Genomic DNA, 14,417 nt, shown 5'->3' on the forward strand with positions numbered 1-14,417 from the left:
CATAGAGCGAGTGTCAGTTGCGACGCGTGACCCAGAAGGAGTCGGTGTTGTTCGAGTCCTTCCACACCGAGTTGGGCTTGCGGTCGAACCGGCACGTGACCTGGTACTTGCCACGCTTGTCGAGGTCGGGCGTCTTGAAGATGATCACGCCGCCGTCGTAGTCCTTGGTGTTGATGTAGCGGAAGTCGCCGACGTTCTTGACGACGCGGACGGTAACGTTGCCCCTGGGCTCGGCGTTGCCGTCAGCGACGATGCGGACCGCGATGCGGCCATTGTCGCCGCGCTCGACGTTCTGTGCCTTGCAGACTGTAGAAGTCGGAACGGTTCCCGTGTAGGGGCCCGCGGTAGCCGCCGTGCCAGAGACGCCCACGAGACTGGCGGACGCGAACATGGTGGCCATCAGGCCAGTCGTCATCTTCTTCATGGTCTATGTCTTCCCGCTGAGGCGCCGGAGGGTGCGCCAAATTCGTGGTACGTGAGTTCACAGTCAATCACACGTTGCGAAATTGAGACATATGAAGAACCTGGATCCGGAGCCCACGCAGGGGGCCGACCCGGGCGTCTTCTGATGAGAGAGTTTCACTCTCGCGAACAAGCGCTGGACACCGATCTGTCCGGTTGGCGAGGGCTAGGCCGAGGTTTTACGCCGCATGAGTGCCGGCCGTCTGGCCGGCTCCGGTGCGCAGCACCCACTCGACCCGCACCGGCCTCCGGCCCGAGACGGGCGCGTTCAGCGTGTCCGCCGGGCGCCCTGCCAGGTCGAGGACTTGGGCCACGTTGTCGACATTCTGGCCGGCGACCGGCAGGTTCGAGACCTCGCCGCCGTGGCGGAGGTAGGACAGCTTGGAGCGCATGGCGTTCGTTGAGGTCCACGTCGACGTGCGGTGTCCGGCCCTCGTCACCCGTCAGTGCTCCCGCGTCGCGCCTGCTGGGCAGGGGTGAGGCCGAGCAGGTCCCGCGCCTCTGTGGTGGTCATCGGCCGCCGCTGGGCCAGCGCGCCGAGACCCACCACCCGCTCGACAAGCTGCGCGTTGTTCTCGACCGGGACGCCTCGACTGATGGTGAGCACGTCCTCCATGCCCACCCGCAGGTGACCACCCTTCGACAGCGCCGCGAGGGCGACCGGCAGCGTGCTCCGGCCGATCCCCGTGGCCGACCACGACGTGACCTCGGGAGGCAGGGTCGCGACGCCGGCGACGAGAGCGTCTGCCGTGCCCGGCATCCCGCCGGGAACGCCCATCACGAAGTCGCAGTGCACGCGTCCGCCGTACGGGAGCCCGAAGCGGTCGATCAGGCGGGTCAGCGCGTGCGCCTGCCCGAGGTCGAAGAGCTCGAACTCGGGAACGATGCCGCGCTCCTGGCTCAGCTGGTAGAGCTCGCACACGAACGGCCAGGGGTTGGCGAAGACGTCGTCGCCGAAGTTGGTGGTGCCCATGGTCAGGCTGCACGAGTCGGGTCGGGCGTCGAGCACCTTGAGCCGCTTGTCGAGCGGGTCGTGGACCGACCCACCGGTGGAGAGCTGGACGACTAGGTCCGTGCTCTCGTGCAGGGCATCGACGGTCTCGGTCAGCAGGCCGAGGTCGAGGGTCGGGCGATGGTCGGCGTCGCGAACGTGCACGTGGATCATCGCCGCCCCGGCGCTCTCGCACTCCCTGGCGGTTGCCACGAGCTCCTCGAGCGTCGTCGGGAGCTGGGGGCAGTCGGCCTTGGCGGTCTCGGCGCCGGTGGGTGCGACCGTGATCAGCAGTGCTTCGGGAGGTACGGCGGGCATGCGGCCCATGCTGTCAGAGCGTGCGTCAGACCCTGTTCATGCCCTTGTAGACCAAGAAGAGAGTCACCAGACCCAGGAGTGACAGGCCCACGGCCTGCACCGTCAAGATCCACCGACGTTCGATACCCAAACTCGCGGACTTGCGTCGTCGCGCCATCGTTTAATACTCCCCCGTTAGACCGTCCTGAGGTTAGCGCCTCGAGCGCGTGCGCCGCAGGTGAATTGGGTGCACAGCGGGTGACGGTCCAATAGACAAACCGGCCCGCCGCAGAGCGACGGGCCGGCGATGTGTGTGGGTCAGATCGCGACGGTGACCTCGGCGACGGATCCGATGGCGGCCACGACCAAGTTGTCGACCGGCTCGGCCTTGGGAGCGAGAGTGCGGAGCGTCCACTCACCCTCGCCGGCGAAGAATCGGAAGTGGCCAGTCGCCGAGGTGGGCACCTCGGCGGTGAACTCACCGGTGCGGTCGAGCAGGCGCACGTAGGCGTTGCCCACCGGGACGGAGCCACGCAGGACCTGGCCCTGGATGATGGCCTCCTTCTTGACGTCCACGCCGTCGAGGGACAGGCCGCCCTCAGTCGCGCCGCACATCAGGCACCCTGCCCGTCAGCCTGGCCAGGCTCGTCGCCGAGCGCGATCGGGACGCCGACGAGGGAGCCGTACTCGGTCCAGGAGCCGTCGTAGTTCTTGACGTTCTGGTGACCGAGCAGCTCCTTGAGCACGAACCAGGTGAGCGACGAGCGCTCACCGATGCGGCACAGGGCGATGGTGTCCTTGGAGTCGTCGATGCCGACCTCGGCGTAGAGGGCCTTGAGGTCCTCGTCGGACTTGAAGGTGCCGTCGTCGTTGGCGTTCTTGCTCCACGGCACGTTGAGCGACGTGGGCACGTGGCCGGCCCGCTGCGCCTGCTCCTGCGGGAGGTGGGCGGGCGCGAGGAGGCGACCGGCGTACTCATCGGGGCTGCGGACGTCGATCAGGTTCTGCACGCCGATGGCCGCCACGGTGTCGTCGCGGAAGGCACGGATGGACGTGTCCTGGTCCTGTGCGGTGTACGTCGTCTTCTCACGGGTCGGAAGCTCGTCGGTGAGCTCGCGGGAGTCGAGCTCCCACTTCTTGCGACCGCCGTCCATCAGCACGACGTCCTGGTGGCCGTAGAGCTTGAAGTACCAGTAGGCGTAGGCGGCGAACCAGTTGTTGTTTCCGCCGTAGAGCACGACCTTGTGGTCGTTGGAGACGCCGCGGTCGGACAGGAGCGCCTCGAACTGCTGCTTGTTGACGAAGTCGCGACGCACCTGGTCCTGGAGGTCGGTCGTCCAGTCGAGCTTGATTGCGTTCTTGATGTGGCCCTTGTCGTAGGCCGTGGTGTCCTCGTCGACCTCGATCAGGACGATGTCGGGGTTGTCGAGGTTGTCCTCGACCCACTGGGCGGAGACGAGAGAGTTCTCGCGGGTCATGGTGTTGCCTTTCAGTTGGTTGCGGACTGGCCGGCGGCGACCGGGCCCGACGTCGTGGTGGTGGCGGTGAGGCGCTTGAGGATCAGGTAGAGCTCGCAGCCGAGGCAGAACTTGAAGACCGCGTTCAACACGGCGGCGGCGAGGGCGAAGCCGGTGGCGACGAGCCCGACCACGGTGGCGCCGGCGGCGAGACCGATGACGCCGACGAGAGCGAAGGCCAGGCCGACCCCCTGCGCGAACCTCGGGGGCGCCGGGTCCTCCAGCTCGGCGGCCTTCGTCAGCCGCGGCCGGACCAACGAGCGGAAGACCCACGCGTGCGGCGTCCTCTGGACCCCGAGCCCGGCACCGATCGCGAACAGCACGGCCTGGGCGCCGAGCAGGGCGGTGGCGAACGTGCTGGGCGCGGTCACGAGCACCGCCGCGAGCACGACGACGGTGACGGCGGCGGTGAACTGCGGGCCCCGTGAGTCGATCTGTGAGTCGATCTGGGTGGTCATACGAGTCTCCTGAAGTGTCCTGGCTGGGAAGGCGTAGGGCCCGGCGCGCACAGAGATGCGCGGTCCAACTCACAGGATTACTGAAGTGATCCAGTAGACTTAGCGAAGTTGTGGACGAGGCCCGTCAGGACATTCGACACAGGGACGAGTGCATACGGCAGTGGTCCACTGCGCGCCGCTTCGTCAACCAGGTCGAGGACATGTCGTCAAGAGTAGGGAGCCCGGAACGGGGCGCCCAATTCGTGTCTCATATCGTGGATGGCCAGTCCGAAGGTTGAGATGACTCTCCGCGGACGTATCTGGTGGCGGCGACCAGCAAGGCGCCCACCAGGGCCCCCAACGTGTTGGCGACGACGTCGACGTACGTTGCCGACCGCTCTGGGAGCAACAGCCCCTGGACCACCTCGATGGCGCCGGCGAACACGAACCCGTAGGCCGTCCAGTCGCGCCAGGTCGCCGCACGCCAGAGCAGAGACCCCAGGGCGGAAGCGGGCACCAGGATCGCGACGTTGCAGAGGAACTCCACCCGATCAGGGATGAGGACCCGCTCAGGAGCCCCCAGGCTCCGCAGCACCTCAGCGACCCAGGAGACGCTCGACGACGGCGTCGCTGCCGACGGCGTGAGAAGTGCGAAGAGGAGGACGAGGAGGTAGGCGGTCAGCGCGATCGTCATCAGACGGCGAGCTCGGGTGACCTCCACGGCCCCACCGTGTCAGAGGGCGGCGCACTATCCTCGACCAACCCCACTTTCGAGCAGGACGGGATCGACGTGCCCAAGCGCGCTTTCATCACCGGGATCACCGGGCAGGACGGGTCCTACCTCGCCGAGCTCCTGCTCGCGAAGGGCTACGAGGTCCACGGCCTGGTACGGCGCTCGTCGAGCTTCAACCGCGGGCGGATCGACCCGATCTACCTGGACGCCGAGGCCGGCGAGCGCCTCTTCCTGCACTACGGCGACATGACCGACGGGGTGAGCCTGGTCAACCTGGTGCTCGAGATCCAGCCCGACGAGGTCTACAACCTCGCCGCTCAGAGCCACGTGCGCGTCTCGTTCGAGATGCCGGAGTACACCGCCTCGGCGGACGGGATCGGCACCGTGCGGCTGCTCGAGGCGATTCGCGCGGCGAAGCTCGACTGCCGCTTCTACCAGGCCTCCACTTCCGAGATGTTCGGCGCGACGCCGCCCCCGCAGAACGAGAAGACCCTCTTCTACCCACGCTCGCCGTACGCCGCCGCCAAGCTCTACGCACACTGGATGACGGTCAACTACCGCGAGGCCTACGACATGTACGCCGTCTCCGGGATCCTCTTCAACCATGAGTCCCCCCGTCGCGGCGAGACGTTCCTGACCCGCAAGGTCACCAAAGCGGTCGCGGCCATCAAGGGTGGCCACCAGGACATCCTGATGCTCGGCAACATCGATGCGGTGCGCGACTGGGGCTACGCCAAGGAGTACGTCGAGGGCATGTGGCGGATGCTGCAGGCCGATGAGCCGACCGACTACGTGCTGGCAACCGGCGTCGGGACGACCGTCCGGGACTTCGTCGAGCTCGCGTTCCAGCATGTCGACCTCGACTGGCGCGACTACGTCATGTTCGACGACAAGTATGAGCGCCCCACCGAGGTCGACGCCCTCATCGGTGATCCGTCGAAGGCACGCGAGCTGCTCGACTGGAAGGCGCAGACCGACGTCGAGGCGTTGGCCAAGCTGATGGTGGATGCGGACATCGCCGCGTTGGCCGAGATCTCGCCACCCGACCCGCGGTGAGTCCTGCGGCGCGCACGGCGCTGGTCACCGGGGTGGCCGGCCAGGACGGCATCTACCTCGCGCGCCGGCTGATCGGGCTCGGCTTCCGGGTAGTCGGCACCGAGCGGCAGGCCGCGACCGCCGAGCAGGACCTGGCGGTCTACCTCGACGGCGTTGACCTGGTGCAGCACGACCTCCGAGACGACACCGGTTTTCGGAGGCTCCTCGAGGAGTGCCGACCCGACTGGGTCTTCAACCTCGCCGCCTTTTCGTCGGTCGGGGCCAGCTGGGACCAGCCGGACCTCGTCGACGATGTCAACGGTGCGGCGGTGGAGCGAATGCTCGACGTGATGCTCGACCACCGCGCTCGCACCGGTGATGACGTTCGGTTCTTTCAGGCCGGCTCGGCCGAGGAGCACGGTTCGGCGGCCGACAGCCCTTACGCCAAGGCGAAGGCGCGCGCCCACGCCGCGACCACCCAGCATCGCGAGGAGCACGGGCTCTTCGCCTGCACCGCCGTACTCCACAACCACGAGAGCCCGCTGCGGCCGCAACGCTTCGTGACCCGGAAGATCACCCGCGCCGCTGCTGAGATCGCCCTCGGGAAGCGCGAGTCCGTGTCGCTCGGCAACCTGGAGGTCTCGCGCGACTGGGGAGCGGCCAGCGACTACGTCGCCGCCATGACCCGGATGCTCGAGCTCGACACCGCTGCCGACCTGGTGGTCGCGACCGGGGTCACGCACACCCTGCGCGACCTCGTCGAGACCGCCTTCTCCGCCGCGGGTGTCACCGACCCCTGGTCGTACGTCGTCCAGGACCAGGCGCTGGTCCGGCCCGCCGACGCGCCGACGCTCGACGCCGACACGTCGGAGACCCGACAGGTCCTCGGCTGGGAGCCGACGCTCACCTTCGAGCAGGTGGTCGAGCACATGGTGGCGGTCGACCTGGAACGACTGCGGACCGGCGTCGAGGAGTCCACGGACTACCTCTACCCACACTGACTGCTACTCGGTCTGGGCCAGCGCCTGGAGTACCTGTTCCTTGCGCGGCGCACCCGCGGCGCGCGTGACCTCGACGCCGTTCTTGTCCAGGACCAAGGTCGTCGGGGTCCGCATCACGCCGACGCGGCGTACGAGATCGAGGTGGTGCTCCGCGTCGACCTCGATGTGGGTGACTCCGGGCACGACCTCGGCCACCTCGGACAGGATGCGTCGGGTCGCGCGACAGGGCGCGCAGAAGGCGCTCGAGAACTGCAGCAGGGTTGCCCGCTCCCCCAGCTGACCAGACCACTCCGTGTCAGCGAGCACCGACGTGGGCTCGTCCTCGGCGAGGGCCACAACGCCGGACTCGAGCTCGACATCGCGCACCCGGTGGGTGCCGCGGAAGCGGCCGTCGGTCACCGCCCGGTAGCCCCCGAAGACGAGAGCCGCGGCGAGAGCGACGAGCAGCACGATCAGTCCGGGGGGCACGTCGGCGACAACAAACATGAAGTGGGCAGCATTCCGTCGGGGGTTTCGAGGCTCGTCGCTGGCGCTCCTCGCACCTCAACCAGCGGTGGGGTTGGGAGCGTCAGCCGCCGGCGAACGGCGGTAGGAACTCCAGGGTGGAGCCGGGCGGGACGAGGAGCTCGGCGGGGTCCTCGGTGGAGACCGGGCGGTCGCCGAGCAGCACCGAGCAGACGCCGATCACGTCGATCAGGCGGGTGCCCGGGTGCAAGCGGGAGAGCCGGTCGACGACCTCGGCGAGAGGTATCGGGCCGGTAACAGGGAGCTCGTCGCCGTCGACGCCGGCGGCCGAGCGCGCGGCGGCCCAGTAACGGACCCGGATGACGTTCGTCTCAATTAACTTGGATCGTTCCGATATGTCGCCCACGTTTCGGTACTCTTCTCACTTGATCTAGCCCGACCGGAGCCCAGCGTTGCGTTTCGGTCCCCGCCCCTAGCTGGGAGGAGACCATTGTGAGCACACTGCTTCTACTCACGAGTGCCTTGCAGCCTTCGGCCGAGGTCCTGCCCGGACTTTCGCTCCTCGGCCATGCTGTGAAGGTCCTTCCCGCGGAGGGTAGTGCGCTGCTCGAGGCGCCCGAGGCCGACCTCCTCCTGGTCGACGGCCGGCAGGAGCTCGCCGGCGCCCGCGACCTGTGCCGGCTGATCCGCACCACCGGCACCGACGTGCCCGTGCTCCTCATCGTCACCGAGGGCGGCCTGTCGGTCGTCAACCACGACTGGGGCATGGACGACGTCGTCCTCCACACGTGCGGTCCCGCCGAGCTCGAGGCCCGGATCAAGCTCGCCATCGGCCGCCTCAACGCCCGCCGCGAGGCCGCCGACCCCGACGCCCACGTGATCCGCTCCGGCGAGGTCGTCGTCGACGACGCGACCTACACCGCGAAGATCGGCGGGCGCTCGCTCGACCTGACGTTCAAGGAGTTCGAGCTCCTCAAGTTCCTCGCCCAGCACCCCGGCCGGGTCTTCAGCCGCCAGCAGCTGCTCCAGGAGGTGTGGGGCTACGACTACTTCGGCGGCACTCGCACCGTCGACGTCCACGTACGTCGCCTGCGCGCCAAGCTCGGCGTCGAGAACGAGACCCTGATCGGCACCGTGCGCAACGTCGGCTACCGCTTCGTCGTGCCGGCCAAGGAGAAGGAGAGCGCGGACGACGCCGCGCTCGTCGCGCAGCGCGAGCAGCAGGACGCCTGAGCCTGCATGAGCCTCCAACGGTGGTTGAGGTGCGACGAGCGCCAGCGAGGAGCCTCGAAACCACCACCTCGCGGGACGTCACCCACTCAGGCGTGGTTTCGAGGCTCGCTGCGCTCGCACCTCAACCACCGTTGGGCGGCCACTGCTTCTAGGGTGGGGTGATGCGCGCAGTGGAGGAGATCGCGGCCGAGGCCGAGGCCGTCGACGGCGCCGCACCGGTGGACGAGGCGATCTGGCGGGCGCTGCGCCACCATCCCGAGCAGGTACGCAGCTTCCACGACGACGACGGGTTCGCGCTTCTCGTCGGACCTGAGCTCAGCCTGGTCGTCCGTCCCGAGGCTCGCGGCCGAGGCATCGGGCGCGCGCTGCTCGGGCAGGCGCTGGCCGAGGCACCCGAGGGCACCCTGCTCGCGTGGTCGCACGCGGACCACCCAGCCGCAGCGGCCCTCGCAGCGACGCATGGGTTCGAGTCGATCCGGGCGTTGTGGGTGATGCGTCGTCCCACTGCGATGCCGCTGCCCGAGCTCGTCGTACCCAGGACCGTGACGCTGCGCTCATACCGCCCCGATGATGCGTCCGAGGTGGTGCGCGTCAACGCGGCCGCCTTCGCGGCACACCCGGAGCAGGGCCGGATGGACGCCGAAGACCTGGCCGCTCGGATGGCCGAGAAGTGGTTCGACCCGGCCGGGCTGATCGTCGCCGATGCCGGCGACGGGACGCTGCGCGGCTTCCACTGGACCAAGCGGCACTCCCCCCAGCTCGCGGAGGTGTACGTCGTCGCCATCGACCCGGCGGCGCAGGGCCAGGGTCTCGGGAAGGTGCTCACGCTCGCGGGGCTGCGCCACCTCGCCGACGCCGACGAGGTGCTCCTCTACGTGGAGTCGGACAACGCCCCCGCCATCGCCGTCTACTCGGGCCTCGGCTTCACGCACGCTCCCACGGACACCCACGTGCAGTACCGGTGCTGACCGGCCTCACCACTCTGGAACCGGTGACGCCTCGGGGTCGGGGTCATCCTGGGAGTCCTCCCGCGCCTCCCGGCGCTGCTCCTGCAGCCCGACCACGTCGGCGGTGCTCAGCACCGGGGTCACCTCGGCGGCGTGCGGGCCGAGGGTGCCGTCGGCGATCCGGTCGAGGATGTCCAGCTCGTCGGTCATCGAGGGGTAGTCGACGACCTCCTTGAGCAGGAAGCGGTCCATCTGCGCCTCAGGGAGGACGTAGGTGCCTTCCTCCTCGATGGGGTTCTGCGTGGCCAGCACCATGAACGGCTCGGGCAGTCGGTGGACCACCCCGGCGATCGAGGTCTGCCGCTCCTGCATCGCCTCGAGCATCGCCGACTGGGTCTTGGCGCTCGCCCGGTTGATCTCGTCGAGCAGCACGATGTTGGCGTGCACCGGGCCGAGCTGGGTGTCGAACTCGTGGGTCCGCGGGTCGTAGACCTGGGTGCCGATGATGTCGCTGGGCAGCAGGTCGGGGGTGCACTGGATGCGCGCGAACACGGCGGCCATCGACTTCGCGAGGGTCGCCGCGGCCAGGGTCTTCGCCAGGCCGGGCACGCTCTCCAGCAGCAGGTGGCCCTCGGCGAGGACAGTTGTGATCAGGGCGGTCCGGACCTGCTCCTGCCCCGCGATCCGCGACGAGAAGCTGTCCTCCACCGCCGACAGCATCCGGCGCGCGTCGGCGAGCTCGCTGGCCTCGATCGTGCTCAAGAGTTCTCCCGGTCGGTCGACGAGCGTGAAGGTCAGTAAACCAAGAGATTGTTGCGCCTGCTCCACGTGTACGTGGCGCGCGGACCCTCCGTGCTGAGAACCTCGGGTCCGCCAAGTTGGGCAAAGCGAGGGTGTTGCACCGGTCGCCGTGAACCCGATGGCGATCCGAAGAGCCGCGAAGTACAGTCGTGGCATGGCGACCAAGCGAGACAACCGCGAGGCGTCGATTGCTGCCCCGGTGAAGGTTGCCGACCGCGAGAAGGTCCGCGAGATCTCGAAGAAGATCCGTAAGCGTGACGCGGAGCTGCTCAAGCGCCTCGCCCGGTGAGCGAACCGCAGGGCCTCGACGTCGAAGCCGTCGTCGAGATGAACGTTGACCTCTGCGCCGAGACCGGGGAAAGCTCGGTGCTCCTCGACGCTGCCGGACTGGACGCCGCCTTGTCGCGACCTTGGTCGGGCTTCGGCGATCACGAGGCGTTCCCCACGCTGTACGAAAAGGCCGCGGCCCTGCTGCACGGCATCGCGGCGCGCCAAGTCTTCGAGAACGGGAACAAGCGCACCGCGTGGGTCGCGGCCGTCACCCTGCTCGAGCTCAACGGCATCGACATCGGTCGCGTCGAGACGGTGCAGTCGGACATGTTCGTGCGGGCGGTCGCGCTGGATCACTCGCTCGAGGTGGCAGATATCGCCGAGTGGTTCCAGGTCGCCCACCTGCACCATCGCTCCGGCGAGGCCTGACAGGCTCAGGGGGACGACCTGCAAAGTCGGAGGCGCAATTGGCCAACAGCGCCGCCGGCGGGCTGACCGACGCGGACTGGCGAAGTCAGCGCCTGGGCAGCGATCGAGTCCGTGGTCAGCGGGAGGCCCTGGGAAGCAGAGGCAAAGCGGACCGGGGTTATCCACAGATCGCCATTTCGGTCTGGTGGGCGACGCGGGGCTGAGTTGGACTGGCTGCATGCCGAAGTCACGACGCCGCAAGCCCCGCCACCCTCGTTCGCACGGTCCGCGACCGCAGCCGTCGTTGCCACCCGAGCTCGGCCCGATGTTCAAGGCCGATGAGCTCGAGACCCAAGCCGACGCGGCGGGAGCGCTGCGGGTGGTCGAGGGCATGCCCCTCGACTCCCGGGGCAAGGTCTTCTGGCGGCCGGAGCGCACCCGTCGGCTCCGCCAGCTGGTCCTGCTCGGCGACGCAGCGCCGGCCTGGGTGTGGGCGCGCTGGGTCGTTGCCCAGGCAGCGCAGAGCACCCCCGGAGACGTGCACCGGGCCATGGACCTGGCCGTCGAGACCCGAGGGGGACCGAGCACGCTGTGGGGGGTCGACGAGATCGACGCCCGGGCCAAGGTGATCGACCACGACTGGGTCTACCGCCAGCTGGCGCTGCACGAGTACGGCGGGCTGGCCACCTTCGTACGTCGTCGCGCCAGCCGCATGCTCCTGTCGCGAGCGCAGGGCATCGCGACGTGGGCAGGTGCCCCGATGGGCGCCTATGAGCTGGTCGAGGAGTCAGCCAGCCACCTCACCTGGCGCGACGTCGACGCGGACCGCCTGCTCACCACCCTCAACCTCGGTGGCGCCGTCTTCTGCGCGCCCGGCGCCCACGTGATCGGCCGGGTGGTCGCGTCGGGGGGTAAGAGCCTCTTCGAGAGCGCGCCGCTGGCCGTGCCCCCCGATGTGGCAGAGGCAGTCGCGGCGTCACCGACCGACTGGGTCGACGCGCTAGCCCAGGGCTGCGACGACTATGGCCCGACGCTTTCCTTGTTGGTGGCGAGGCTGCACCGCTTCGACCTCCTCGCCGACGCGCCCAGTCACGTACGAAACGGCCGACACTCCGACCTCTCGCTGGTGCTTGCGGCCGTAGCCGGCGACCTCGACCTGGAGGACACCGACGTACCGGCGGCGCCGATCGTGGCCGCCGCGCTGCTCGAGCCCGGGACGGTCGAGGCACTCGACGGGTTGCTGGTGCCATCCGATGCGGCCGCGCTCACCTGGCTCGGCGGCGTTCTCGCCGAACCCGCGGGCGTCGTGTGCCAGCGACTCGTCGCCGAGTTGTCCAGCGCGGCCTAGTGCCTCCGGAACAGCAAGTAGGAGCAGCCGCCCATCCCGACCGCCCACAGCAGCAGCACCGGGAGGTCGCCGGTGTTGAGGCCGTGCCGCCCACCGAAGTCGATGAGCGTCCGACCGGACCACGGGCCGTGGCCCGCGAGAAGCAGCAGGGCGAGCAGCGAGATCACGAGCGCCAGCAGGATCGCGATGGCGCGACCAGGTCCGGGCATCTACCGGCGCGGACGGACGTGCAGGCCCACCTCGGGGTCGACGACGACCTCCTGGGCGGCGGGCATCGAGTCCGTGGTCAGGGTGGCGTCGAGCGCGACGTTGCGCTTGACCAGGGCGAGGGCGATCGGGCCGAGCTCGTGGTGGCGTGCGGAGGTGCCGACGTACCCGACCACCTTGTCGCCGGCCAGGACGTCGCTCTCGCGGGTGGGCAGCCGGTTCTCGGTGCCGTCGAGGTGGAGCAGCACCAGCCGTCGCGGCGGGCGGCCCAGCGTGTGGACGCGCGCGACCGTCTCCTGCCCGCGGTAGCAGCCCTTGTCGAGGTGTACGGCGGGCCCGATCCAGCCGACCTCGTTGGGGATCGTGCGGTGGTCGGTGTCGAGGCCGAAGCGCGGCTCGCCGCGCGCGATCCGCAGCGCCTCGAAGGCCCAGAGACCGCAGGCGGGGCCGGCGGCCTCGGCGAAGACCTCGAGCTGCTCGCGCGGGACGAGCTGGTAGCCGGCGGTGGGCCGCCAGGCGACGGCGAGCTCCGCAGTCACGTCGGTGACCTCGACCCGCATCATGAAGATCATCCGCTCGAGGAACGCGACCAACGGGCCGCTCGCACCGGGCTCCGTGAACGCCGTGAACGCCTCGCCGTCGTCGACACCGCGGAGCTCGTGCTCCACGTGGCCCTGAGGGCTGAGCACGAGCGCTTGGGTCCAGACACCGGGGGCGAGGTCTGTGAAGTGTTGAGTGGTGAGGTTGTGCAGCCAGGTCAGCCGGTCGGGGCCGCTGATCCGGATCACGTCGCGGTGGGACAGGTCGACGAAGCCCTCGCCGGCCTCGAGCTGGCGCTGCTCGACGTTGAAGGAGCCGTAGTGGGCCGCGACCGGGGCGTCGATGCCGTTGCCGGCTACCGCGCCGGGCAGTGAGAGGAGCGGGGAGAGCAGGGGGCCGGTCATGACGAACAGCCTCCCGCACAGGTGCCGAAGACGGTGAGGTGGCCGACGTCCACGACGAACGCGTGGTCGTCGCGCAGGGTGTCGCGCAGGGAGGTCAGCACATCTGGTCCAACGGACTCGACGCGCCCACAATTCCGGCAGACCAGGTGGAAGTGCTCGTGGTCGGTCACCGAGTGGTACGTCGGGGCCCGGTCGCTGAGGTGCGCGTGGCGCACCAGCCCGAGCCCCTCGAGCACCTCGAGGGTGCGGTAGATCGTGGAGATGTTGACGGCCTCGGACTGCTGCCGGACGTGCGCGAGCACCTGGTCCGGAGTGGCGTGACCGAGCTCCTCGACCGCCGCGAGGATGAGCTCGCGCTGCGGGGTGAGCCGGTGGCCGCTCTCCCGCAGCCGGGTCCGCCAGTCGTCGGCCACGGTCACCGCCGCTTGAGCCTGGCCCACAGGTGCGGCTGGAGGGCCTCGCCCATCGCGGCCATGTCGTAGGCGTAGAGCAGGTCGCCCTCGACGTTGCCGTAGAGCCGGTGCCCGCCGACGTACTCCTTCGCCGTGTGGCTGCGTACGACGGCGTCGGTGCTGACCTCGAGCTTCCCGGCCTCGGCCATGCCGTAGTAGATCTCCACGAAACCCGTGTTGTGGGTGAGCAGCAGCTCGACCTGGCCGTCGGGCAGGCAGCGCAGGAAGCCGGTCTCGAGCGCCCCGTCGCGGACCTTCTCGCCCGCCTCGTCGACGATCCAGGCGCGCGCCATGTAGTGCAGGAACGGGCGGCCGTCGTGGGTGAAGATCAGCTCCTGCCCGAACTGGAAGGGGTCGATCGTCGGGTAGTCGCCGTGGCCGTTTCCGGCCCAGGTGCCCAGCAGCCACGCCACGGGTCCGCACTGCGGGTGGAGGTTGTCCGGGATCTCGAAAGCCACGCCGTCAGCCTAGTCTGTGCTCATGTCGCGGTCGCTGGTCGTCAAGGTCACGTGCGGGACAGACGACGCCGAGCGCAGCAACCAGGGCTTCACGGTCGCCGCCGCGGCCGCCGCCTCGGGTGCCTCGGTGTCGCTGTGGCTCACCGGCGAGGCGGTCTGGCTGGCCGGGCCGCGGCGCGAGGACGGCCTCTCCCTCGAGCACGCCACGCCGGTCGCCGACCTGCTCGCGGTGGTGCTGACCACCGGGACGGTGACCGTCTGCTCCCAGTGCGCCGTACGGCGTGGGCTCACCCAGGACGACCTCGTTGGAGGTGTGCGGATCGCCGGGGCGGCGGTCTTCGCCGAGGAGATCTTGTTTCCCGACGTCCAGGCGATCGTCTACTGATCCCGCGGAGGCCCTTGTCCCACTAG

Annotated in this window: 22 protein-coding genes; 8 read left to right on the top strand and 14 right to left on the bottom strand. The window is 69.2% G+C overall.

Going from position 1 to position 14,417, the window contains the following annotated elements; translation table 11 throughout:
• Positions 1–13 precede the first annotated feature (13 nt).
• From BLR90_RS08945 to BLR90_RS08975, 7 genes are all read right to left on the bottom strand, one after another.
• A complete protein-coding gene (locus BLR90_RS08945) occupies positions 14–415 on the bottom strand; it encodes a hypothetical protein (RefSeq protein ID WP_143016166.1) in 402 nt (133 codons plus the stop codon).
• 226 nt (positions 416–641) lie between these two features.
• A complete protein-coding gene (locus tag BLR90_RS08950; RefSeq protein ID WP_091024722.1) occupies positions 642–854 on the bottom strand; it encodes a hypothetical protein in 213 nt (70 codons plus the stop codon).
• Between the two features lie 44 nt (positions 855–898).
• A complete protein-coding gene (locus BLR90_RS08955) occupies positions 899–1,780 on the bottom strand; it encodes a beta-keto acid cleavage family enzyme (RefSeq protein ID WP_245715221.1) in 882 nt (293 codons plus the stop codon).
• Between the two features lie 288 nt (positions 1,781–2,068).
• On the bottom strand, positions 2,069–2,365 hold the full coding sequence (locus BLR90_RS08960) for a DUF1416 domain-containing protein (RefSeq protein ID WP_091024724.1): 297 nt from the start codon (positions 2,363–2,365) through the stop codon (positions 2,069–2,071).
• A complete protein-coding gene (locus BLR90_RS08965) occupies positions 2,365–3,228 on the bottom strand; it encodes a sulfurtransferase (protein ID WP_091024725.1) in 864 nt (287 codons plus the stop codon). The genes BLR90_RS08960 and BLR90_RS08965 overlap by 1 nt, the downstream gene beginning before the upstream one ends.
• 11 nt (positions 3,229–3,239) lie before the next feature.
• The gene (locus BLR90_RS08970; RefSeq protein ID WP_091024727.1) at positions 3,240–3,725 is read right to left on the bottom strand and encodes a DUF4395 domain-containing protein; all 486 of its coding nucleotides are present in this window, start codon (positions 3,723–3,725) and stop codon (positions 3,240–3,242) included.
• Between the two features lie 247 nt (positions 3,726–3,972).
• Positions 3,973–4,425, bottom strand: coding sequence for a VanZ family protein (locus BLR90_RS08975; RefSeq protein WP_091024729.1), 453 nt, complete (start codon positions 4,423–4,425; stop codon positions 3,973–3,975).
• A gap of 69 nt (positions 4,426–4,494) precedes the next feature.
• Here BLR90_RS08975 and gmd point away from each other — a divergent pair, with 69 nt between their 5' ends.
• Positions 4,495–5,493: a GDP-mannose 4,6-dehydratase gene (gene gmd / locus BLR90_RS08980; RefSeq protein WP_091024731.1), complete on the top strand. Its 999-nt coding sequence runs from the start codon at positions 4,495–4,497 to the stop codon at positions 5,491–5,493.
• Positions 5,490–6,473, top strand: a complete 984-nt coding sequence (locus tag BLR90_RS08985) for a GDP-mannose 4,6-dehydratase (RefSeq protein ID WP_170254250.1) — start codon at positions 5,490–5,492, stop codon at positions 6,471–6,473. The genes gmd and BLR90_RS08985 overlap by 4 nt, the downstream gene beginning before the upstream one ends.
• 3 nt (positions 6,474–6,476) lie before the next feature.
• Here BLR90_RS08985 and BLR90_RS08990 read toward each other — a convergent pair whose 3' ends face one another.
• On the bottom strand, positions 6,477–6,941 hold the full coding sequence (locus BLR90_RS08990; protein ID WP_245715222.1) for a thioredoxin family protein: 465 nt from the start codon (positions 6,939–6,941) through the stop codon (positions 6,477–6,479).
• Positions 6,942–7,041: 100 nt separating this feature from the next.
• Positions 7,042–7,344: a MoaD/ThiS family protein gene (locus BLR90_RS08995; RefSeq protein ID WP_245715223.1), complete on the bottom strand. Its 303-nt coding sequence runs from the start codon at positions 7,342–7,344 to the stop codon at positions 7,042–7,044.
• Positions 7,345–7,430: 86 nt separating this feature from the next.
• On the opposite strand from BLR90_RS08995, the gene BLR90_RS09000 reads away from it, so the two are divergent.
• The gene (locus tag BLR90_RS09000) at positions 7,431–8,171 is read left to right on the top strand and encodes a winged helix-turn-helix transcriptional regulator (protein ID WP_091024736.1); all 741 of its coding nucleotides are present in this window, start codon (positions 7,431–7,433) and stop codon (positions 8,169–8,171) included.
• 161 nt (positions 8,172–8,332) lie between these two features.
• Positions 8,333–9,139 carry a mycothiol synthase gene (mshD, locus tag BLR90_RS09005; RefSeq protein WP_091024738.1) on the top strand — a complete coding sequence of 269 codons (807 nt, stop codon included), beginning with the start codon at positions 8,333–8,335 and terminating at the stop codon, positions 9,137–9,139.
• 6 nt (positions 9,140–9,145) lie between these two features.
• Here the strand turns inward: mshD and BLR90_RS09010 are convergent, their stop codons facing one another.
• Entirely contained in the window at positions 9,146–9,880 is a 735-nt protein-coding gene (locus BLR90_RS09010; protein ID WP_425433645.1) for an AAA family ATPase, read from the bottom strand.
• A gap of 193 nt (positions 9,881–10,073) precedes the next feature.
• On the opposite strand from BLR90_RS09010, the gene BLR90_RS21645 reads away from it, so the two are divergent.
• The 3 genes from BLR90_RS21645 to BLR90_RS09020 all read left to right on the top strand — a co-directional run bounded on the left by BLR90_RS21645 (position 10,074) and on the right by BLR90_RS09020 (position 11,945).
• Entirely contained in the window at positions 10,074–10,208 is a 135-nt protein-coding gene (locus tag BLR90_RS21645) for a hypothetical protein (RefSeq protein ID WP_281245384.1), read from the top strand.
• On the top strand, positions 10,205–10,618 hold the full coding sequence (locus BLR90_RS09015; protein WP_170254249.1) for a type II toxin-antitoxin system death-on-curing family toxin: 414 nt from the start codon (positions 10,205–10,207) through the stop codon (positions 10,616–10,618). The genes BLR90_RS21645 and BLR90_RS09015 overlap by 4 nt, the downstream gene beginning before the upstream one ends.
• Before the next feature lie 217 nt (positions 10,619–10,835).
• The gene (locus tag BLR90_RS09020) at positions 10,836–11,945 is read left to right on the top strand and encodes a hypothetical protein (RefSeq protein ID WP_143016167.1); all 1,110 of its coding nucleotides are present in this window, start codon (positions 10,836–10,838) and stop codon (positions 11,943–11,945) included.
• Here the strand turns inward: BLR90_RS09020 and BLR90_RS09025 are convergent.
• From BLR90_RS09025 to BLR90_RS09040, 4 genes are read right to left on the bottom strand one after another with little or no spacing between them, the layout of a single operon-like run.
• On the bottom strand, positions 11,942–12,154 hold the full coding sequence (locus BLR90_RS09025) for a hypothetical protein (RefSeq protein ID WP_091024743.1): 213 nt from the start codon (positions 12,152–12,154) through the stop codon (positions 11,942–11,944). The genes BLR90_RS09020 and BLR90_RS09025 overlap by 4 nt on opposite strands.
• Positions 12,155–13,096 carry a CAF17-like 4Fe-4S cluster assembly/insertion protein YgfZ gene (gene ygfZ, locus BLR90_RS09030; RefSeq protein ID WP_091024745.1) on the bottom strand — a complete coding sequence of 314 codons (942 nt, stop codon included), beginning with the start codon at positions 13,094–13,096 and terminating at the stop codon, positions 12,155–12,157.
• Positions 13,093–13,515, bottom strand: a complete 423-nt coding sequence (locus BLR90_RS09035) for a Fur family transcriptional regulator (protein ID WP_245715224.1) — start codon at positions 13,513–13,515, stop codon at positions 13,093–13,095. Before BLR90_RS09035 ends, ygfZ begins: the two co-directional genes overlap by 4 nt.
• Positions 13,512–14,006, bottom strand: coding sequence for a heme-binding beta-barrel domain-containing protein (locus BLR90_RS09040; RefSeq protein WP_091024749.1), 495 nt, complete (start codon positions 14,004–14,006; stop codon positions 13,512–13,514). Before BLR90_RS09040 ends, BLR90_RS09035 begins: the two co-directional genes overlap by 4 nt.
• A gap of 22 nt (positions 14,007–14,028) precedes the next feature.
• Between BLR90_RS09040 and BLR90_RS09045 the strand changes: the two genes are divergently transcribed.
• On the top strand, positions 14,029–14,391 hold the full coding sequence (locus tag BLR90_RS09045; RefSeq protein ID WP_091024751.1) for a DsrE family protein: 363 nt from the start codon (positions 14,029–14,031) through the stop codon (positions 14,389–14,391).
• Positions 14,392–14,417 lie beyond the last annotated feature (26 nt).

This window comes from Nocardioides szechwanensis, assembly GCF_900103935.1.
Lineage (GTDB): Bacteria > Actinomycetota > Actinomycetes > Propionibacteriales > Nocardioidaceae > Nocardioides > Nocardioides szechwanensis.